20 protein-coding genes are annotated in these 20,257 nt (G+C 39.6%); 17 read left to right on the top strand and 3 right to left on the bottom strand.

Going from position 1 to position 20,257, the window contains the following annotated elements:
• Positions 1 to 43 precede the first annotated feature (43 nt).
• From yaaA to ESZ26_RS07660, 3 genes are all read left to right on the top strand, one after another.
• Positions 44 to 820, top strand: coding sequence for a peroxide stress protein YaaA (yaaA, locus tag ESZ26_RS07670; protein WP_146799154.1), 777 nt, complete (start codon positions 44 to 46; stop codon positions 818 to 820).
• A gap of 111 nt (positions 821 to 931) precedes the next feature.
• A complete protein-coding gene (locus ESZ26_RS07665; RefSeq protein ID WP_146799153.1) occupies positions 932 to 1,450 on the top strand; it encodes a TIGR03546 family protein in 519 nt (172 codons plus the stop codon).
• Positions 1,450 to 3,246 (top strand): TIGR03545 family protein, encoded by a 1,797-nt coding sequence (locus ESZ26_RS07660; protein ID WP_146799152.1) that lies wholly within the window; start codon positions 1,450 to 1,452, stop codon positions 3,244 to 3,246. Before ESZ26_RS07665 ends, ESZ26_RS07660 begins: the two co-directional genes overlap by 1 nt.
• 237 nt (positions 3,247 to 3,483) lie before the next feature.
• Here the strand turns inward: ESZ26_RS07660 and flgN are convergent, their stop codons facing one another.
• The 3 genes from flgN to flgA form a co-directional block, all read right to left on the bottom strand.
• Positions 3,484 to 3,912: a flagellar export chaperone FlgN gene (gene flgN, locus ESZ26_RS07655; RefSeq protein WP_146799151.1), complete on the bottom strand. Its 429-nt coding sequence runs from the start codon at positions 3,910 to 3,912 to the stop codon at positions 3,484 to 3,486.
• A gap of 37 nt (positions 3,913 to 3,949) precedes the next feature.
• Positions 3,950 to 4,264: a flagellar biosynthesis anti-sigma factor FlgM gene (flgM, locus tag ESZ26_RS07650; RefSeq protein ID WP_146799150.1), complete on the bottom strand. Its 315-nt coding sequence runs from the start codon at positions 4,262 to 4,264 to the stop codon at positions 3,950 to 3,952.
• 74 nt (positions 4,265 to 4,338) lie between these two features.
• Entirely contained in the window at positions 4,339 to 5,031 is a 693-nt protein-coding gene (gene flgA / locus ESZ26_RS07645) for a flagellar basal body P-ring formation chaperone FlgA (protein ID WP_146799149.1), read from the bottom strand.
• 184 nt (positions 5,032 to 5,215) lie between these two features.
• Here flgA and ESZ26_RS07640 point away from each other — a divergent pair, with 184 nt between their 5' ends.
• The 14 genes from ESZ26_RS07640 (at position 5,216) to ESZ26_RS07575 (ending at position 19,970) form a co-directional block, all read left to right on the top strand.
• Positions 5,216 to 6,163, top strand: coding sequence for a chemotaxis protein (locus ESZ26_RS07640; protein ID WP_146799148.1), 948 nt, complete (start codon positions 5,216 to 5,218; stop codon positions 6,161 to 6,163).
• Between the two features lie 65 nt (positions 6,164 to 6,228).
• On the top strand, positions 6,229 to 7,062 hold the full coding sequence (locus ESZ26_RS07635) for a CheR family methyltransferase (RefSeq protein ID WP_146799147.1): 834 nt from the start codon (positions 6,229 to 6,231) through the stop codon (positions 7,060 to 7,062).
• Positions 7,063 to 7,130: 68 nt separating this feature from the next.
• On the top strand, positions 7,131 to 7,532 hold the full coding sequence (gene flgB, locus ESZ26_RS07630) for a flagellar basal body rod protein FlgB (RefSeq protein ID WP_146799146.1): 402 nt from the start codon (positions 7,131 to 7,133) through the stop codon (positions 7,530 to 7,532).
• Positions 7,533 to 7,534: 2 nt separating this feature from the next.
• On the top strand, positions 7,535 to 7,954 hold the full coding sequence (flgC, locus tag ESZ26_RS07625) for a flagellar basal body rod protein FlgC (protein ID WP_146799145.1): 420 nt from the start codon (positions 7,535 to 7,537) through the stop codon (positions 7,952 to 7,954).
• 21 nt (positions 7,955 to 7,975) lie between these two features.
• Positions 7,976 to 8,662, top strand: coding sequence for a flagellar hook assembly protein FlgD (locus ESZ26_RS07620; RefSeq protein ID WP_146799144.1), 687 nt, complete (start codon positions 7,976 to 7,978; stop codon positions 8,660 to 8,662).
• Between the two features lie 112 nt (positions 8,663 to 8,774).
• On the top strand, positions 8,775 to 10,190 hold the full coding sequence (gene flgE / locus ESZ26_RS07615; protein ID WP_146799143.1) for a flagellar hook protein FlgE: 1,416 nt from the start codon (positions 8,775 to 8,777) through the stop codon (positions 10,188 to 10,190).
• 194 nt (positions 10,191 to 10,384) lie between these two features.
• The gene (gene flgF / locus ESZ26_RS07610) at positions 10,385 to 11,128 is read left to right on the top strand and encodes a flagellar basal-body rod protein FlgF (RefSeq protein ID WP_146799142.1); all 744 of its coding nucleotides are present in this window, start codon (positions 10,385 to 10,387) and stop codon (positions 11,126 to 11,128) included.
• A gap of 28 nt (positions 11,129 to 11,156) precedes the next feature.
• Positions 11,157 to 11,945 (top strand): flagellar basal-body rod protein FlgG, encoded by a 789-nt coding sequence (flgG, locus tag ESZ26_RS07605; protein ID WP_070374649.1) that lies wholly within the window; start codon positions 11,157 to 11,159, stop codon positions 11,943 to 11,945.
• A gap of 16 nt (positions 11,946 to 11,961) precedes the next feature.
• A complete protein-coding gene (flgH, locus tag ESZ26_RS07600; protein WP_146799141.1) occupies positions 11,962 to 12,645 on the top strand; it encodes a flagellar basal body L-ring protein FlgH in 684 nt (227 codons plus the stop codon).
• 35 nt (positions 12,646 to 12,680) lie between these two features.
• A complete protein-coding gene (locus tag ESZ26_RS07595) occupies positions 12,681 to 13,805 on the top strand; it encodes a flagellar basal body P-ring protein FlgI (protein WP_395880899.1) in 1,125 nt (374 codons plus the stop codon).
• Between the two features lie 15 nt (positions 13,806 to 13,820).
• The gene (gene flgJ / locus ESZ26_RS07590; protein ID WP_146799140.1) at positions 13,821 to 14,936 is read left to right on the top strand and encodes a flagellar assembly peptidoglycan hydrolase FlgJ; all 1,116 of its coding nucleotides are present in this window, start codon (positions 13,821 to 13,823) and stop codon (positions 14,934 to 14,936) included.
• Positions 14,937 to 14,990: 54 nt separating this feature from the next.
• Complete coding sequence (gene flgK, locus ESZ26_RS07585) at positions 14,991 to 17,024, top strand: flagellar hook-associated protein FlgK (protein WP_146799139.1); 2,034 nt, start codon at positions 14,991 to 14,993, stop codon at positions 17,022 to 17,024.
• Positions 17,025 to 17,033: 9 nt separating this feature from the next.
• On the top strand, positions 17,034 to 18,239 hold the full coding sequence (gene flgL, locus ESZ26_RS07580; protein WP_146799138.1) for a flagellar hook-associated protein FlgL: 1,206 nt from the start codon (positions 17,034 to 17,036) through the stop codon (positions 18,237 to 18,239).
• 177 nt (positions 18,240 to 18,416) lie between these two features.
• Entirely contained in the window at positions 18,417 to 19,970 is a 1,554-nt protein-coding gene (locus ESZ26_RS07575; RefSeq protein WP_146799137.1) for a flagellin, read from the top strand.
• Positions 19,971 to 20,257 lie beyond the last annotated feature (287 nt).

The raw sequence follows: 20,257 nt of genomic DNA, 5'->3' as shown, positions 1-20,257 counted from the left end.
ATATGGGCTATATATTCTGACATTGCTATTAAACGGGACCTTTATGCTACTTGTTGTTTCTCCAGCTAAAAATTTAGACTTTGAGTCACCATTACCGACCGATAAATTCTCTCAACCTGAGCTTTTAGCGCACAGTAAAACCTTGATTGCCCATTGCCAAAAATTAACACCGGCACAGATATCAACATTAATGGGTATTAGCGATAAACTTGCCGGGTTAAACGCTGCTCGATTTGGCGAATGGTCAATGCCTTTTACTGTTGATAATGCTCGCCCAGCGGTTTTAGCATTTAATGGCGATGTTTATACCGGATTAGACGCAAAAACCTTTAGTGAAGATGATTTTGATTTTGCTCAAAAGCACATGAGAATTTTATCAGGGTTATACGGTTTACTTAAACCCCTCGATTTAATGCAAGCCTATCGCTTAGAAATGGGCTCAAGGTTAGCGAATGACCGTGGTAGCAACTTATATCAATTTTGGGGAGACATTATTACTGATCACGTTAATGAAGCTCTAGCCCAACAAGGTGATAAAGTGTTAATTAATCTGGCATCCAATGAATATTTTAAATCAGTAAAGAAAAAAAATCTTCAAGGTGAAATAATTACTCCAGCATTTAAAGATTGGAAAAATGGCCAATTTAAAATGATCAGTTTTTTTGCCAAAAAAGCACGAGGTTTAATGGCGCGTTATATTATTGAACATCGCTTAACAGAGGTAGAGCAACTTAAGTCATTTGATGTTGCCGGCTACCAATATAATGAAGAAATGAGTCAAGGTAATGACTTTGTTTATACCCGTAAAGAAACTGAATAGTTGCGCTAAGCCATCAGCTCACTTTAATTTAGTTTACTTACTCAGTTATCGTTAATCAGCTATGCTTTAAGCTGTAAATACATAGCAAGAGAACACAAAAAAGGAAAAGGAATGCTCACATTACTCGCTAAACTGTTCAATGCACTGAACTCAGAAAGTTCTACTCGGCAAATATCATTGGCCATAGCGTTAGGTTTTATCGTTGGACTATCGCCACTGCTTACTTTACATAATATTTTTTTTATCTTCGTGGTTTTATTCTTACGGGTCAATATTGGCGGTTTTATCGTCGCTTGGGGATTCTTTAAAGGATTAAGTTACTTATTAACATCATTAATTGTCACTGTAGGCGAGTCATTACTGACCGCAGAGTCATTACAGCCTTTATTTGATGCTTTATATCAGTCTTCGTTATTCAAGCTAGGCCATCTTCATCATACTTATACGCTAGGCGCTCTAGTGCTTGGCTGTTTATTAGCTGTGCCATTATATTATCTAAGTAATTTTTTAATTGAAAAGTATCGGCTACATATTAAAGCCTTCTTTGAGAAATTTCGTATTGTTAAGGCATTAAAAGCATCAAAGTTCTACCGTATTTATAGCCACGTTTCTGGCCAAGGAGAGTTATAATGAGTCGTTTTATTCGCTGGAAAGGGCTAGTTGGTTTTTTTGTGGTCATGGCATTAATGATCACTTTTATTTATGTATTTGCGGATGCTTTAGTCAAGAAAGGTATAGAAAAGTCGGGAGAATGGTATTTAGGTGCCGAGGTTAATGTAAACGAGGTTGAAATAAACTATTTACCATTAACACTTAATATTGAAGGTTTTCAAGCAACGGATCCTGAAAAGCCTAGTCATAACTTAGTGAGTTTTTCACAAGCTTCGGCCGGTGTCGATGTTTGGCAATACTTATTTGGTAAGTTATATATTAGTGAGTTAACCGTTGCCGAGTTACGCATCGATCAACCAAGACAGTCTGCAGGTGAAGTTTATGCGCTGGGTGATGGTACTGAAAACGGTAATGATGGCGCAGGTGATTCTATGTTACCAGAGCTCGATGTCAGCTTACCTAAAGCAGAAGATTTACTCAATAATAGTGATTTGTTAACGGTTAAGCGCGGCAAAGCTTTAGCGCAAAGTTATCAAATCGAAAAGAAAAAGCTACAAGCTGCTTATGAAACATTACCGACCAAAGACGCATTAGCAGACTATAAAAAACAAGTAGAGCAACTCGCTAATATTAAGATAGAAAGTTTAGCTGACCTTGAAAAGCTTAATAAAGACTTTACCGTGCTGAAAACACAGTTTGAAGCTGACCAAGCTATTATCAAACAGGCAAAACAGCAAGTTAGCGCTTCAAAAACATTATTAACTGAGCAAACTAAAGCCTTAAAAGATGCGCCAAACGCCGATTGGAAAAACATTGAGAGCAAGTATCAACTTGACAGTGTCGATGGTGCTGATTTTGCTCATTTGTTGTTTGGTGAACAAGCAAGAGAATACTTCGGTTATGCTGATACCGTTTATCAAAATATTGCACCGCTAATTAAATCTTCAAAAGTCGACAAAGCAGCACCAGTAGCAAGCGACCAAGGTCGTTATGTGCAGTTTAACGATGAAATACCTTTGCCCGATGTACTTATTGAACAAGCAAACTTTTCTTTAATATTGCCGCAAGGCGAATTTGCAATTAGTGGCAAAGAATTGACACATCAGCACTGGGTACGTGGCCATAATAGTATTGTTAACGTTAAAAGTGACAACGTACAAGGATCAGGGGCATTAGCGCTAGCATTAGCTTTTTCATTAGATAAGCAAAGTCTTCTAACGGGTGATGGCCAATGGCAGCTCGCAGATGTTGACCTCAAAGATGTTTCACTACAAAAATCAAGTGCTTTTACTTTACAGCTTAACAGTGGTTCATTATCAGGTAATGGTACTTTTTCATTCATTGATGACCAAGTTAACAGTGAAAATAAATTTAACTTGGCTAACACTCAATATAGTGGTGCTGGCACTTCGCAGTTAAGTACACTATTTATTGACACAGTTAGGTCTTTAAAGTCGTTAGCGTTAACTATTGCCGCAAAAGGTAAAATAACAGACCCGACGTTGTCTATCTCATCACCACTTGATAATCAGCTAAAAGATGCAATGGTGCAGCAGGTATCAACTAAATTAACAAGTTTCAAAACTGATATTAAAGCAGGGTTAAATACCAAACTCACTAATGCTTTAGGGGTAAGTAATAAGGAAGCGGAGTCTTTAATGGATGTTGAAGCACTCATCGGAGATACTGATAAAGCATTAGATAAGTTGATTAACTCAGATATTGTAACAGCGAAAAAGAAAGAGTTTGAAGATAAACAAAAAGATAAGCTCAAAGATAAGGCAAAAGAAAAACTAGGGAAATTATTTGGCTAAGCTAGTTACGCTTGCTTATAATTACATGACAGGTTTACGCTTAGCTATCGTTTTAGTTACCAAAAAGTAGTTGAATAGCTAAGGTAAATTCGTTCGATAACACAGCTTGAATTTTTTGATGTAAAAAAGCCTCAGCTTATTGTTAAGTTGAGGCTTTTTTGTCTTTGTTAACGGGATATCTAGCGTTATTAAAGAGGCAGTGAGCAATGATTCTTACGTTCTTTTAACCGTTTAGTCTTAAGCTTTAATGCCTAAACTACTAAGGCCGCCACTTTTTTTGCCCTTACTATTGTAAGTCATGGATGAGCGATTATGATTCTCAAGTAGGGAGTTTTTCATGCGTTCAGCGGCGAGTGAAGATTGCTGTATGATTTGACCATTGACTTGGTTCTTGTCTTTACAACGCAATAAAATAGCTTCAATTTCAGCAATTTTATGCTGATGAATACCTGATTTCACTTCGTTTTTTAAAACAACATTTTGAGCGTTTTGTTCATCAAGTTGTTGTATGGTTTTTAGCAAAGCCTCTTTCTGTTCAGTGACAGCAGTTAATGCTTGTGGGCTTTGTTTTTGTAATACTTCTTTTTCAACGCTGAGCAGCTCTTCAAGCTGCTGTAGGTTATGTAATTGTTGAGCAATTAATTGCTCCGCTGCTAACGCTGTCATCACGTGTAACTCCTGTGATTAGGTTAACAGCTAACTGTTAACCTAGTTTAAATTCGAAATTTGCTATACTGGCAGCAAGCTTTTCAGGATCAACTTTGTACTCACCATTTGCAATTGCTTTTTTGAGTTGATCGATTTTTTTCTGATCAACTGCCGGTGCATCACTCGCTTTCTTTTGTAGCTCATTTAACTGTTGAGCTTGTGGTGTTAAAGAGACCGAATCTTTGCCTACAGATCTTCCTTGTTCACTACTTGCTGCATTTTGTGTGGCTTGCTGTTTGACTTGTATTTGTTGATCAAGCTTTTGCTTTACCTGACTGTTGTTTGACAAGTTATTGATATTTATAGCCATAATACTATCCTATAGATAACGGGTTGATATTCACTATCTTGTTATCGGCAAGCAGCCTAATAACTTAACCATTATTATAATTTAATTATGACTTCGTTGATAGCCGAGACTCGTCCTGTTACCGTTCTGCCACTCCCTTCATTTTCAACTCCTATTTGCTCACCCAAACCACCATCTTCAAGGGCTATGCCGGAGGTTTTTATCGTTAACGTTTTCGATTGCGCAATGAGCGTGACATGGCTGCCTTTGCAAACAAAACAAATGTTTTTCTTGGTTAAAATTGAGCCAGCAGATAATCTCCTTTTAGCTTTCGTCCCTATCACTATCTTTGTATCATTTAGAGATTCACCGCGGATTCTTCTGCTATCGCGATATTCAACGGTTACATTCGATTTATCAAGTCTACTGCCCTTACTAATGATACTTTTTGCCACAACTACCGGTACCACCACTTTAATTTTTGCAGGAATGTAAAGATACCAAGACGACGGGTCGTCACAATTTATTTTAACATTTACGTTTCTACCATTATGATTTTCAGGTATATTTGCGATTAAAGGCGTTAAGCAAGGTTTAATGATAATTCTTGGATCTAAAGTCGATACCGAAACGTTTATCTTTCCTCGTGTTGGTAATGGTGTGTTATTTTTTATGAATTGGGTCACAAAATCTTGAAGTTGCTCTCTGTCCATCGTTTGGGCAAAGACTAAATTTGAAAAAAACGCTGAGATTAGCGAAAGAATGATAAATATCTTGAATATGCTCATAAATTTGTCAACTATTTGCTAGGGAAATTAAAATACTCGTCTATGCTTAATTTATCTATCAGTTTAACAATAAGTAAAAGCAGACGAATACGCACTAAACGTCAAAAAATTGAACGTTCAATATGTATTAGTAAGCACAATCAAGAAGTGTGCCTTTTTGTGAATTAAGTAAAATGAGGTTTGTATGGCAGGAATTTTAGACTCAGTAAATCAACGTACTCAGTTGGTTGGGCAGAATAGGCTTGAACTATTACTTTTTCGTTTAATCGGATCACAACGTTTTGGTATTAATGTTTTTAAAGTACGTGAAGTTATGCCTTGTCCGCGTTTAACCTTATTACCAGGTCAAGACCCTTTCATTAAAGGTGTTGCCCATATTCGTGGACAAACGATTTCGGTGATCGATTTGAGTAAATCAACAGGTGGGCCTGAAATAATTCCTGATGAAAACTCCTTTGTCATTATCGCTGAATATAATCGCAGTGTGCAGGGGTTTTTAGTTGGAGGTGTTGAGAGAATAGTCACGCTAAGCTGGAAAGATATTATGCCTCCTCCAGAAGGCGCCGGTAAATCAAGTTATTTGACGGCTGTTACTGAAATAGACAAAAAAATGGTCTCTATATTAGATGTAGAGAAAATTTTAAATGAAATTAGTCCTATCTCAACAGAGTTAAGTGAAGATGTTGTTGATGCGAGTGTTGGTGTTGACCTTGGCGAACGGGTAATTATGATCGCAGATGATTCAACCGTGGCACGAAATCAAGTGAGAAGAGCATTAGAGCCTTTAGGGTTAACTATGCTATTAGCTAAAAATGGCCAAGACGCTTTAGATCAATTACTCGCTATAGAAGCCGAGTGTCATACATCAATTACTGAAAAAGTGGCTTTGCTTATCTCTGATATAGAAATGCCTGAAATGGACGGTTATACCTTAACCGCTGAAATTAAAAATAATGACCGATTAAAAGCCATGCCGGTAATTTTGCATACTTCATTAAGCGGTGTTTTTAATAATGCTATGGTTGCCAAAGTAGGTGCCGAAGATTTTATTCCCAAGTTTCATCCTGATGAATTAGCCACAGCAGTAAAAAAATGGTTAAAAAAAGATGAACTAGCAAATAATGCTAATTAACCCGTTATTTGTAGCGTATTCTATCGTTACTCAATGATAATAATAATTTAAGGCGGAATATCGTAGTGTCAGACCGACAGCTTGATGATAGCAGTTATCATCAGTTTAGAGTTTTCCTAGAGAAACAATGTGGCATCGTCTTAGGTGAAAATAAACAATACCTAGTGAAAAGCCGTTTAGCCCCTTTAATGGCGAAATTTGATGTTGCCACCTTAGGTGATTTAGTTACTCGTACTCTTAGCCCAATAGAAAGACAGTTACGCGCTGCGGTCATTGACGCCATGACAACCAATGAAACATTGTGGTTTCGTGATGAGTACCCCTTTGAACTATTGAAAAAACGTTTACTTCCTGAGTTTAAAAATCAAAGAACGCCTTTGAAAATTTGGTCAGCGGCAAGCTCTTCAGGCCAAGAACCTTATTCTATTGCTATGGCAGTACAAGAATTTAAGCAAAGTAATCCTGGCGCGTTTTCGGGAGGTGTTCAAATTATTGGCACTGATATCTCTAATACTATGCTTGAACATTGCAAGTATGGTCATTATGACAATTTAGCTTTGTCACGAGGTTTATCTGCCGAACGCAAAAGAATGTTTTTTGAAAATGGCGATAAAGGTATGTCAAAAGTCAAAGACTCGATTAAAAAAATGGTTAATTTTAGACAACTAAACCTATTAAATAGTTATAGTTTAATGGGTAAGTTTGATATCGTTTTTTGTCGTAACGTATTGATTTACTTCGCACCAGAAATTAAAAAGCAAATAATATCTCAAATTGAAGGGGTGTTAAATCCTAACGGTTACCTCTTTCTTGGCGCCTCAGAATCACTAACTGGTTTAAACCAAAACTTTAATATGGTTCGCTGTAATCCCGGTATTATTTACCAGAAAAAGAAATAATCACCCCACTAAAATCTCCTTTGGCATAGAAATTGTATAGTTATCTTCATTGATTTGGAGGTAACACTATGGCTATCACTTTTGAAAAAGCACTTGGCATTCATCCGCAAACACTTGCTGTTCGTGCTAAACGTGCAGAAGTTATTGCGAGTAATATCGCTAATGCAGATACACCCGGCTATAAAGCCAAGGGTATGGACTTTAAGTCTGCCTTAGCGCAAGCCTCTCAAAAACAACAAACAGGCATGTCACGTACCCACGATAAGCATTTTGATGTTCGCATTTCAAGCAACAATGGTGTGCAGTTTAGAACACCAGATCAAGCAGATACTGGCGATGGAAATACAGTAGATGCACAAGTGGAACGAAACTTGTATCTAGAAAACTCAATGCAGTATCAAGCCAGTCTTCAATTTCTTACTGGCAGGATTAAAGGCTTGAAAAAAGCCATCACCGGAGCAGGGCAATAATTATGAGCCTATTTAACGTATTTACTATATCTGGCACGGGTATGAGCGCTCAATCTGTTCGCTTAAATACCACAGCAAGTAACATTGCTAATGCTGATAGTGTTAGCAGCAGTGTTGATGCAACCTATCGAGCACGGCATCCGGTTTTTGCCGCAGAGATGCAAAAAGCTGCCGCAGGACAAGACGATTCAGCCGTGGGTGTAAAAGTTTTAGGTATTGTTGAAAGCGATCAACCTTTAAACATTCAACATTCTCCAGGACACCCAATGGCAGACAAAGATGGTTTTATTTATAAACCGAACGTCAACGTGATCGAAGAAATGACCAATATGATTTCGGCATCACGCTCATATCAAACAAATGTTCAATTGGCTGAATCAGCAAAGAATATGCTGAATAAAACCCTGCAGCTTGGCAAGTAACAATTAAAGGTGGGATAAAATATGGAAACAGTAAGCGGTAGCAAACCTTTAGATGGCATGCGCTGGCAAAAGGAAGATGTTACAACGACGGATAATGGCAATGGCATGTTAACGCAAGCAGATTTCTTTGCGTTACTGACCAAAGAGCTTTCTCATCAAGATCCGACTAAGCCCGTTGAAAATAATGAAATGATTTCGCAAATGACCGCGTTTTCAACGACCGACGGTGTAGCAACCTTGAACAAACAATTTACTTCGTTTGCGGCATCGATGTCTTCTAGCCAAGCCTTACAAGCCTCCTCGTTAGTTGGCCGTAGCGTTTTAGTTGATGATAACGTTTTTGGCATGGCTGAAGGTGAAGCGGTTAAAGGCAAAATGATCACAGATAAAGCGGCGAGCAATGTCAACATCTATGTTGAAAATACCGCCGGTGAACTCATTCAAACGGTTCCTGTTGGCAGTGTTGCCAAAGGTGAGTTTACCTTCAATTGGGACGGCAAAATGACAAATGGCGAGCCCGCTCCACAAGGTGCTTATCGTTTTAGAATTGCAGGCTTAGTAGAAGGTGAAGCATCAGAATTGCAAGCGATGACCTATCGTAAAGTTGATAGCGTAACGTTAGCGGGTTCAGGTGGAAATATTTTATTAAATCTTAATGGTGGCAGCTCCATGGCACTAGCAGATGTGGTGGAAGTATCAGAAGGTTAAATTAATAGTTCGTCGAACTTAATAAATTTAAGCCACTGTTATTTCAATGAAGAGTCAATACTCGAAAATTAGCAGTAATTAAGATAAACAATTTTTTATATGAGGTGCAATTATGTCATTTAATATAGCGTTGAGCGGATTAAACGCTGCTCAAAAAGATTTGGATGTTACATCAAATAACATCGCTAACGTCAATACCACAGGTTTTAAAGAATCGCGTGCGGAATTTGTCGATGTGTATGCTGCATCATTACTTGCTTCTGGTAAAACAAAAGTAGGTGACGGTGTTTTGACGGCAGACGTCGCTCAGCAGTTTCAACAAGGTAGTATTCAGTTTACTAATAACGCGTTAGATTTAGCCGTTACCGGTAATGGTTTTTATGCAACAGTACCTGAACTCGACTCATTAGAAACGTCATATACCCGAGCAGGTCAGTTTAAATTAAATGACAGTAACTTTGTTGTTAACTCGGCAGGTGAGCATTTATTAGGTTTTCCAGTCAACCCTGACGGCACCTCTGCGTCGGTAAGTTTAAGTACGGCAGAGCCTATTCGTATTCCTACGGCCTCTGGTGCTCCTCAGAAAACCAGTGAAGTAGACGTACGAATGAACTTACCTGCTGGTGACTCTTTCATTAGTAGTGCGCCAGGTAACTTTGATCCCGATGATCCTTTGACTTTTAACCATTCAACCTCAGTGACTATTTTTGATTCATTAGGTGATAGTCATATAATGACTTATTACTTTATTAAAGATAATCCTTCGTCTGATGCTAACGAGTGGATGATGTTTGCTGGCGTTGATGGCATACCGGTAGATTTAGCTGATCCAGGTGGACAGACAGATCCAGATCCAACAGCAGCCCCTGGAACGCCGATATCAAACCCACAAGGTGGCGATAATTCAGGTCCATTATCAGCAGGTGGTGGTGTTACTGGCATGCGTATGTACTTTGATTCTTCAGGTGATTTCGTTGCACAATTACCTATGCCAGGTGACGGTGGTGCTATTACTGTGCCACTTGGACCAACGATATTAGCCAATGGTGCTGATCCAGCTCAAACTGTAAAAATTAATTTTAATTTAGACCCGCTTGGCCCTAATCCAAATGAACCGACGCAGTTTGCTTCAAACTTTGAAGTAACTTCGTTAGAGCAAGATGGTTTAGCGGTTGGTCGATTAACCGGGATAGATATTGGCAGTGATGGTTTAATTCGAGCGACATACAGCAACGGTACGTCAGAGCCATTATCTCGTATCGCTTTAGTGAATTTTGCTAATGAACAAGGCTTAACGCAAATTGGTAATACTTCATGGAAAGAAAGCATTAGTTCTGGTGAAGCATTGGCTGGTGAAGCGGGTTCAGGTACTTTTGGTACCATTAATTCATCGGCATTAGAGCAATCAAATGTTAACTTAACCACTGAATTAATCGACTTGATTTCAGCACAACGAAATTTCCAAGCTAACTCTCGTGCATTAGAAGTTGATAATCAACTGAACCAAACTATTTTACAAATTCGATAAATAAATTATTTAAAATAATCTAGTTTGAAATAAAAAAGATAAAACATGCAGATGTTTTATCTTTTTTTTTACCAGTTTCGAACGACGATGTTGTTTATCTTTTTAATTCCTTTCTCTTTATTTTCTCGCAGTTATATTTCTTCTGGCATTGTTATTGCATTTCTCATAGTAAGATACAATTTTAGAGATCTGTTATGGACAAAATGCTTTATATCGCAATGAGCGGTGCGAAACAAAATATGCATTCGCTTGCCGTTAATGCTAACAACCTTGCAAACGCTAAAACTACAGGTTTTAAAGCCGATTTAGCGCAGGCGCGTTCAATGCAAGCTTTTGGTGAAGGCTTGCCTTCTCGTGTGTTTGCCATGACAGAAAATGCCAGCCAAAACTTTGACAGTGGTTCTTTAATGCAAACTTCTCGGGATTTAGATCTCGCTATTCAAGGGCCTGGTTGGTTTGCGGTTCAAGCAGAAAATGGCACTGAAGGTTATACCCGTGATGGCCAATTTAGACTTAACGAAGAAGGTGCTTTAGAAACCTCCAAAGGTGAACTTGTCTTGGGAGATACCGGGCCGATATTTATACCTCTGCCGGTAAATAATATTCATATCAGTAAAGACGGCACCATTATGGTTCAGCCTGAAGGTGCGCCCAGTTCACTTCAAGAAGAAGTGGGACGTCTAAAAATGGTTAACCCTAGGGTACAAGAGTTAGCCAAAGGTGCGGATGGCTTGTTTCGTCGAAAAGATGGACTAAATGAGAACGCTGACGTCAATGTTAAAGTAGAAAACGGCATGCTTGAAGCAAGCAACGTAAACCCTATTGGGGAAATGACCGCGATGATTTCTTTGCAGCGACAGTTTGAAATGCAATTGAAACTCATGAAAACGGCCGAAGAAGTTGATGCAAGTTCAGCATCTTTATTACGTGCTTTCTAATTTAAATAAATAATTTTTGAGGTGATTTATGAACCCAGCATTATGGATAAGTAAAACAGGGTTAGATGCGCAAACAAAAGATATTGCGGTAATTTCTAATAATTTAGCTAACGCTAGTACCATAGGTTTTAAGAAAAGTCGGGCGGTATTTGAAGATTTACTCTACCAAACGATTAATCAACCGGGTGGTCGTTCAGCACAAGATACAGAAATGCCTTCAGGCTTAATGCTTGGTGCGGGTACAAAAGTGGTTGCTACGCAAAAAATTCATACCCAAGGTGATATGCAAACTACCGATAACGCTTTAGATTTAATGATCCAAGGTGAAGGTTTTTTTGAAGTACAGCTCCCAGACGGTACGTCGTCTTATTCAAGAAATGGTCAATTTACCATGGACGAAGAAGGCAATATGGTAACACCAGGCGCGGGTTATTTAATTCAACCACAAATAACGATCCCACCCGATGCGTTAAGTATTATTGTTTCTCAAGATGGTGAAGTATCTGTAACCCTGCAGGGTCAACCTGATCCCGCTGTTATAGGTCAAATTAATACCGTTAACTTTGTTAACCCTACGGGTTTGCAACCGATAGGACAAAATTTATACATTCAAACCGCTGTTAGTGGTGCCCCACAAGAAGGGGTTCCGGGTTTAGAAGGTTTTGGCATGATAGTGCAAGGCGCGCTAGAAACCTCGAATGTAAATACTACCGAAGAACTTGTTAACTTGATTGAAAGCCAACGGGTATATGAAATGAACTCAAAAGTAATTTCAGCAGTTGATGAAATGCTTAGTTATATTAATCAGCAGTTATAACGTTAAGGAAGCTCTTATGAAAATTCGCTTAGTATTCGTTATCCTTTTTCTATCAATAAGCGGTTGTGCCAGTATTGAACAGGCAAAAACGTTACCCGATGATCCTGACTTTGCGCCGATCTTACCTGAAATGGAAGAAGCGTCTATTATCCCAACAGGGTCACTGTTTAAAGCTAATTATGTCAATAATATTTATTCTGACTCAAAAGCTCATCGTGTTGGCGACATCATTTCAGTCATTTTGAGTGAAAGTACCCAAGCTAAAAAAAATGCTAAAACTGAATTGAAGAAAGCAAACAGTGCCAGCTTAGACCCCATTATTGGTTTAGGAGGCGGAGCGGTTAACTTTCAAAACGATGCCATACAGTTTGGTTACAACCAAGGAAGTGATTTTAAAGGTGATTCAAAGTCTAATCAGGGTAACAGCTTAAACGGTAATATTTCTGTGCACGTTTTACGTGTTTTACCGAACGGTAATCTGATGATCCGTGGCGAAAAATGGATGAGTTTAAATAACGGTGATGAATTTATTCGATTGACTGGGGTTATTCGGGCACAGGATATCAGCTCAGGTAACACCATTATTTCCAGTAAAATTGCTAATGCGCGCATTGAATATGCAGGCACAGGCACTTTTGCCGATGTACAAGAACAAGGTTGGTTATCGAGTTTCTTTAGTAGCGCTTGGTGGCCACTGTAGAGTTAATTCAACAAAGACTTTCAATAGGTATTATTATGAACACTTTTTCCACAAGTATGAAAGTGACTGTATTAGCGGTAACACTTTTGCTTAGCTCGATGAGCTCTGCGCAACGCATTAAAGATTTAGCTGATGTTGCCGGTGTCCGCAGTAACCAGTTGGTTGGCTATGGTTTAGTGGTTGGTTTACCTGGCACAGGCGAACAAAGCCCATTTACCGAACAAAGTTTTAAAACCATGCTAAGTAATTTTGGTATTACTATGCCGGCTAATTTAAAACCAAAAATTAAAAATGTTGCTGCGGTTGCTGTTCATGCCGAACTTCCTGCGTTTACAAAACCTGGTCAAAAAATTGATATAACTGTTTCTTCAATGGGCAGTGCGCAAAGTTTACGTGGCGGTACCTTAATACAAACTATTCTGATGGGCATTGACGGCAATGCTTATGCGGTTGCGCAAGGCAGTTTAGTGGTCAGTGGTTTAGGTGCAGAAGGTTTAGATGGTTCAAAGGTGATTGTTAATACCCCAACCGTTGGCCGTATTGCTAATGGTGCTATGGTTGAACGTGAAGTTATTTCACCCTTTACTTCTGGCGATTATATTACCTTTAATCTTAGGGATTCAGATTTTAGTAGTGCGAGAAATTTAGAGCGAGTAATTAATAGCGAGTTTGCTAATATCAACGATCCTTCAACGTTTATTGCTCGTGCTCTCGATGCAACCTCCATTCAAGTCAATGCACCAAGAGATGCTAGCCAACGTGTTAGTTTTCTTGCCGCATTAGAAAATTTAGAATTCGAACCTTCACGTCCTGCGGCGAAAGTTATTGTTAATTCTCGCACAGGTACCATCGTTATTGGCTCTGATGTGCGCTTATTACCTGCCGCCATAACTCATGGCGGTATTACCGTTACGATTAATGAAACACGAGATGTTTCACAACCTAATGCTTTTGCTGATGGTAATACGGCGGTAACGAATCAATCGGTAGTTAACGTCAATAAAGATGATAACCGGATGTTTGTTTTCAATCCTGGAGTAAGTTTAGACACACTCGTTCGCGCCATTAATGAAATTGGTGCCGGTCCTGGTGACGTAATGGCAATTCTCGAAGCCTTATCACAAGCGGGTGCATTAAGAGGAGAATTGATCATTATTTAATGATCAATAAAGCTTATGACTACACCGACTCAATCTTCACTAACTTCATTTGCACCGCAGGCATCGGTGACGGCTAATTCTCAGAATTTTTTAGACATTAATGGCTTGAACTCTATTCGCCAACAGTCTAAAGAAACGGATAAAGGCTCAAAAGATGCGGCTTTACAAACAGCTGCTAAGCAGTTTGAAGCGATCTTTATGCAAATGCTGATGAAAAGCATGCGTAAAGCACAAGAAGTTTTAGAGTCAGATAGTCCATTTAACTCAGAAAGTACCAAATTTTATCGTGATATGCATGACCAACAAATGTCATTAGAATTATCAAACAATGGCTCTTTAGGTTTATCAGACTTAATTGTTCGCCAGCTAGGCGGCGATACTGAAAGTTTCACCCCGCAATCATTTTTACAAAGTGATAATCGCTTTAGTAAAAATAACGGCTTACTTAGCGAAGATAATAATAAAGGCAAGTCAATTGTTGAGACAGGGATCCTTATTTCAGCTAAGGATCGTCAAACTAATGACTCGGGTGATCATGCAACGAATAGCCGACAAGCATTATTTGATATGCCACAGCGAGCGCCTTCTTCATCTAAAAGCGTAAACCCACTAGATAACAAACCATCTGTTTATGAAACGCTTGCCATGCAAGAGCCGCAGTATCAACAACCTAAAGATTTTGTTATGGCATTAACTGAAGATGCTAAACGTGTCGAAGAAAAATTAAATATTCCTTTTGAAGTCGTTATTGCTCAAGCCGCATTAGAAACTGGCTGGGGACAAAAAATCATCAAAACGGAAAATGGTCAAAGCTCTAACAACTTGTTTAATATTAAAGCTGACAAACGTTGGGACGGCGACAAAATTAATAAAGAAACCCTTGAATTTGAACAAGGCGCTATGGTTAAAAAACGTGAACCCTTTCGTGTTTATCAAACGATTAGCGACAGTGTTAATGATTACATTCAGTTCCTCTCAAATAGCGAGCGTTATAAAACTGCATTAGACAAAGCTGGCGATGTGGAACACTTCCTGCATAACTTACAGAGTGCTGGTTATGCGACGGATCCCAAATACGCAGAAAAAATTAAGGGAACACTTCGAACCGTAACCAGTTTACTGAATAAGTAAATACGTACTCAGCATATAAATGCATTGAGTTTTGGTTAGGTTAGGAGCGAAGTCATGTCGGTTAACTTATATAACACAGGTGTTAGTGGCTTACTTGCCGCACAGCAACAGCTGGCGACAACGGGTAACAATATAGCTAATGTTAATACTGAGGGCTATAACCGACAACGCGCAGAACAAAATTCATCGGTGGGTTTATTCAGTGGTGGTAACTATGTTGGCTCTGGTACCTATGTTAACGATATCACTCGCCTATACGAACAATTCTCTCACAAAGAACAACTGCTTAATCAAAGCAAACTCGGTAATGCTGACTTATTACAAGGGCGCTTAACGCAATTAGATCAGGTGATGAGTACCTCAGGCAACGCCGTGGTCGGTTCACTTAACAGCTTTTATCAATCGCTCAATGGTGTTGCCGATAATCCTAATGATTTAGGCTTGCGCAGTATTGTACTTAACCAAGCGAATATTTTAAGTAAAGATTTTAATGAGTTAACCAATAATTTTGACAATATGACCAAAGCGGTTAATGGCGAAATTGAACAAATTGCTACCAAAATTTCTGAAATATCCAATGAATTAGCAAAAATTAACGAAACCATCATGCAAACTCAAGGGTTAAATCAAACAGGGCAACCTAATGATTTACTTGATAAACGGGATCAGTTAATTGGTGAACTGAGTAAGTTTACCAAAGTAACCACCGTAGAAGATGCTAATGGTGTACTCACCGTAATGATAGGTCAAGGTACCACGCTTGTTGCGGGTATTACGCCGATGACAGTGCAAGTAAAGGCTGGTGACCCAGATCCTAATAAAACACAGCTGACTTTAGTGAGTGGCAATAGTCGAGTGGCATTAAATGGCTCTACTTTAGGCGGTTCTTTAGCGGCAAATTTTGAATTTAGGGATGAACATTTAAACCAAACGCGTAAAGAAATTGATCGCTTAGCGATGTCGATATCGTCAATATTAAACGATAGTCAGGCCAGTGGTTTAGACCTAAATGGTTTCCAGGGAGCTAATTTTTTCACTGATATTAATACGACACAATTACAACAAGGTCGTGCGTTAGCACCTTCATCAAATACGGGTACCACGCAACCTCAAGTGGCAATCAACGACGTCTCTTTATTATCTACCGATGACTTTGAAGTCCGTTTCGATGGTACAGATTTTACCTTATATAATTTGACTACCGGTGGTAGTGAAAACCTAGGAGGACCTGGTACAGGTATTCCCGCCGGTACTCATACACCCACGACACCCGATTATGGTTTTTCATTTATCGAAACTGCGGGTGGTACGCTTCAGGCAGGTGACAAGTTTACTATAGTACCGACTAAAAATAGTGCAGCATTAATGCAAGCAACATTAACTGACGGTAATGCCATCGCAGCAAGTACAGCGATTGCGGTAACACCGTCAAGTAACAATGTTAGCAATGGTAAAATAGAAATTACTAATGTAACTAACCCTGTTGCGGCGAGTGGATATGACCTTACTATTGACGTTTATGAAACGCCACCACCACCACTGCCAGCAGCTCAAATACCTACCGGTATATTTGAGTATCGCGTTTATAACACATCAACGCCACCACCAGGAACGCCAGCCATAGCATCAGGTAGTTATGCGACAGGGGCGAGTGCTATTATTGATATTCCTGCTGGTTCACCTGATTTTCAAATCGAAATTAAAGGTGATCTTGCTGGCGCAGGCGCTAATGCGCGTGAAACTTTTACCTTAGGTAATTCCTTTGGTGTCGGTAATGGTAATCATGCGGTCGCCATGGCAAAAACCCAAGAAATCGGCGTGGTAAATGCGGGTAAACAAACCTTCAGTGAAAGTTTAGCCGTTTCAACTTCAATAGTAGGCTCAAAAGCGAGTAATGCTGATTTATCAGCAGATACCGCACAGGCCTTATTTACTCAAGCTTATAATCGCAACCAAGCAACATCAGGGGTAAATCTTGATGAAGAAGCCGCCAATCTTTTGAGATACCAACAAGCTTATCAAGCGGCATCACAAATAATCTCTACGGCAAATACTATTTTTGACACCATTTTATCGGCAGTCAGGTAAGGAATTTTTATGCGCGTTTCAACGGCCCAGTTTTACTTACAAAGTTCACAGCAAATGAGCCAAAAAAGCTCTGACGTTAATGATCAAATGGCTTACTTATCGAGTGGTAAAAGGGTGCTAACCGCAAAAGATGATGCTATTTCTTATAGTACATTAGCCGGCTACAACAATGACTTAGCCAGTATTGAAAAATATAAACGTAATATTACTATGGCTGAAAGTCATAACAATATGCAAGAAATTGTCTTTGCTGATGCAGACCTTATTTTAGATAAAATAAAGTCTGATATGTTACTTGCCAATAATGGTCGTATGTCAAGTGAAGACATACAATCGCTCGCTGAACAAGTAAAAAGTAACTTCAGTCAGTTACTTGATCTTGCTAATAGTCAAAATGAAAATGGTGACTATATCTTTTCTGGCTACCAAACTCAGCAAAAGCCTTTCAGCCAAAATGTTGACGGTAGCGTTACTTACAATGGCGACTCAGGTGTTCGAGAGTTGCAAGTCGCTAAGAATATTAATATAGCCACTAATCAAGCGGGCGACGCAGCTTTTTTAAAGGTTGAAAACGCCATAGGTGATTTTACTGCTAATTACACCGCGAACACCTCAGGTGTTGCGGTTGAAAGCGCCAAAATAACTAACCGTGATAACTACAACTCTAGTGCGCTGCCGCACGACTACACGTTTACTTTTGACGCGATAACAAATGACTTAACTGTAACAGGGAGCGCTGGTGTTGTTTTTCCAGCCGCGCCCTATACCGCAGGTCAAACCATTTCCTTCGACGGCATCGACGTTACCCTAAACGGCAACCCTTTGCCGGGTGATAGCTTTACCATCAGTGAGCAAGAAGAAATGAGTGTCTTTGACACTATCAATAATGCAATTGCTTGGATGGAAAAAGGCAGCGTCTCAGTTAATCAAGAACAGCATCAAGTAGACTACAACGCTTTACTCAATCAGCTTAGTTCAGCGATGAACCATATAACATCGAGACGTGTTGACTCAGGTATTCGCTTACAAACACTTGAAAGCCAAGAGAATCGTCATCTTGATTCAGCCCTAAACCTAGCTAAAGGAAAATCTAATATTGAAGATTTAGACTTTGCTAAGGCTATTTCTGAATTTGAGCAATCAAAGTTAGCTTTACAAGCATCACAGCAAGCGTTTAGTAAGGTACAAGGGTTAAGCCTGTTTAATTATATTTAAAGATTAAATACCAACACTTATTAAGTGGCACAGTTCATGCTTTATTATTCGTACGAATAAAAGACAGTAAACAACAAAAGTCGATATTAAATAGCGCAGTTGTTTTTTCAATAAGACTAAAGAGGCTTTTTTAAAAAGCTTCTAATTAAATAACATTAATACATTAGGAGTTTTATCATGGCTTTATCAGTAGTCACAAATACCTCGTCATTAAACGCACAACGTAATTTAACAAAATCGGGTCAAGGGCTTGCTACATCGATGGAACGCTTGTCATCGGGTATGCGTATAAATAGCGCCAAAGACGATGCAGCGGGTTTGCAAATTTCAAATCGTTTAACCTCACAAATTAATGGTTTAGGTGTTGCACAACGAAATGCAAATGACGGTATTTCAATGGCGCAGACTGCTGAGGGGGCAATGCAAGCCTCTACTGATATTCTACAACGTATGCGAGAGCTAGCACTTCAATCAGCTAACGGCTCTAACTCAAGTGAAGACCGTGAAGCAATGCAAAAAGAAGTGTCAGCGTTACAGTCTGAATTGACCCGTATTTCTGATACCACCTCATTTGGTGGTCAAAAATTACTCGATGGCACGTTTGGTACTAAAAATTTCCAAGTTGGCGCTAATGCCAATGAAACTATTTCGATGACGATGGGTAGTACCGCTGCTGAAGATATAGGTGCAAACGGCGCCTCTGTAGATGGTGCTATAAGCATCACTGGTCTTGGCGGGATAACCGCAACTACAGCGCCAACTTCCGTGGTTGGTGATTCATTAGACGTTAACGTTAATGGCAAGACCACTGCAGTAGCGTTAAGCGATGGCATGGCTGCAAATGCAGCGAGCATCAATGCACTGGGCGGGATCAGTGGCGTTACCGGTCAAACAGAAGCATTAATCAATGTAACCACTCCAGCAGCAGCTACCGGTTCGTTAGACTTAACCATTGATGGTGTTGCCCTTACCGGCATAGACACTACCACTAGTAGTGCGGCTGCTGAAACTAATATAATGGGTGCAATCAACGGCGATGCTACTTTGGCTGCTGCGGGTATTACGGCAGCAATCAATACTAATGGCGACCTATCGATTGTCAAGGCAGATGGTACTGCCATGGCAATTACAATGGGTAGTACTGGTGCAGCTACAGCTGCTGGGATATACACACTTGCTGCTGCTGATTCGGCAGGTGCTGAAATTACAACGGGCAAAGTCACTCATACGGCGGGAAATGGTGCGTCTACCGCTGAACCGATACAATACGTTCAAGGTTCGCTTGATTTCAGTGATGCGATAGTTGAAGGCGATACTGCTAAAGGCGATACTCCTAGTTTAACCATTGCTGCAACTACTGGTAATACAACGGTTGCTGTCGGAACGCAGAATTTAGCAATAGGAGCTCAAACTTTTTCGGCTATTGCTGATGTTGACCTTTTGACTGAGGGCGGTGCGCAAAGCGCCCTTGCTACTATTGATGGTGCCTTGGCGGGAATTGACAGCCAACGCGCTGATTTGGGTGCGGTGCAAAACCGTTTTGGCCATACCATTAGTAACTTGGCAAATATCCAGGAAAATGTATCAGCGTCTCGTAGTCGAATTCAAGATACTGACTTTGCGGTAGAAACTGCAGTGATGACCAAGAACCAAATATTGCAACAAGCAGGTACGTCAATTTTAGCGCAAGCTAACCAAATACCACAAGCGGCCATTAGCTTGTTAGGTTAGTTTTAGCTGGTTTTAGCGGCGACTTTAGTCGCCTAAATAGAGTCATGAGTTTAAAAAAGCCGAACAATCATTGTTCGGCTTTTTTTTGTGCTTATTTATAAATGGACGACGACTAAAGTCGCCCCTACGGTGATTGTTGGCTGGGTGTTGTAATATTGTGTAGCTGCGAGTTTAGTCGCCTAATCCAATGCCCAATAATCTTTTTGATAAAAAGATTAAAGTTAATTTTTCTCCTGCCGTTAAGGTGTATAGAACGGGAACTTGATGCACTACTGATAGTTCCAAAA

Origin of the sequence: Colwellia hornerae (assembly GCF_007954355.1) — a bacterium.
GTDB lineage: Bacteria > Pseudomonadota > Gammaproteobacteria > Enterobacterales > Alteromonadaceae > Colwellia_A > Colwellia_A hornerae.
The sequence above is the reverse complement of the archived record's forward strand: the minus strand, read 5'-3'. Positions and strand labels throughout refer to the sequence as shown.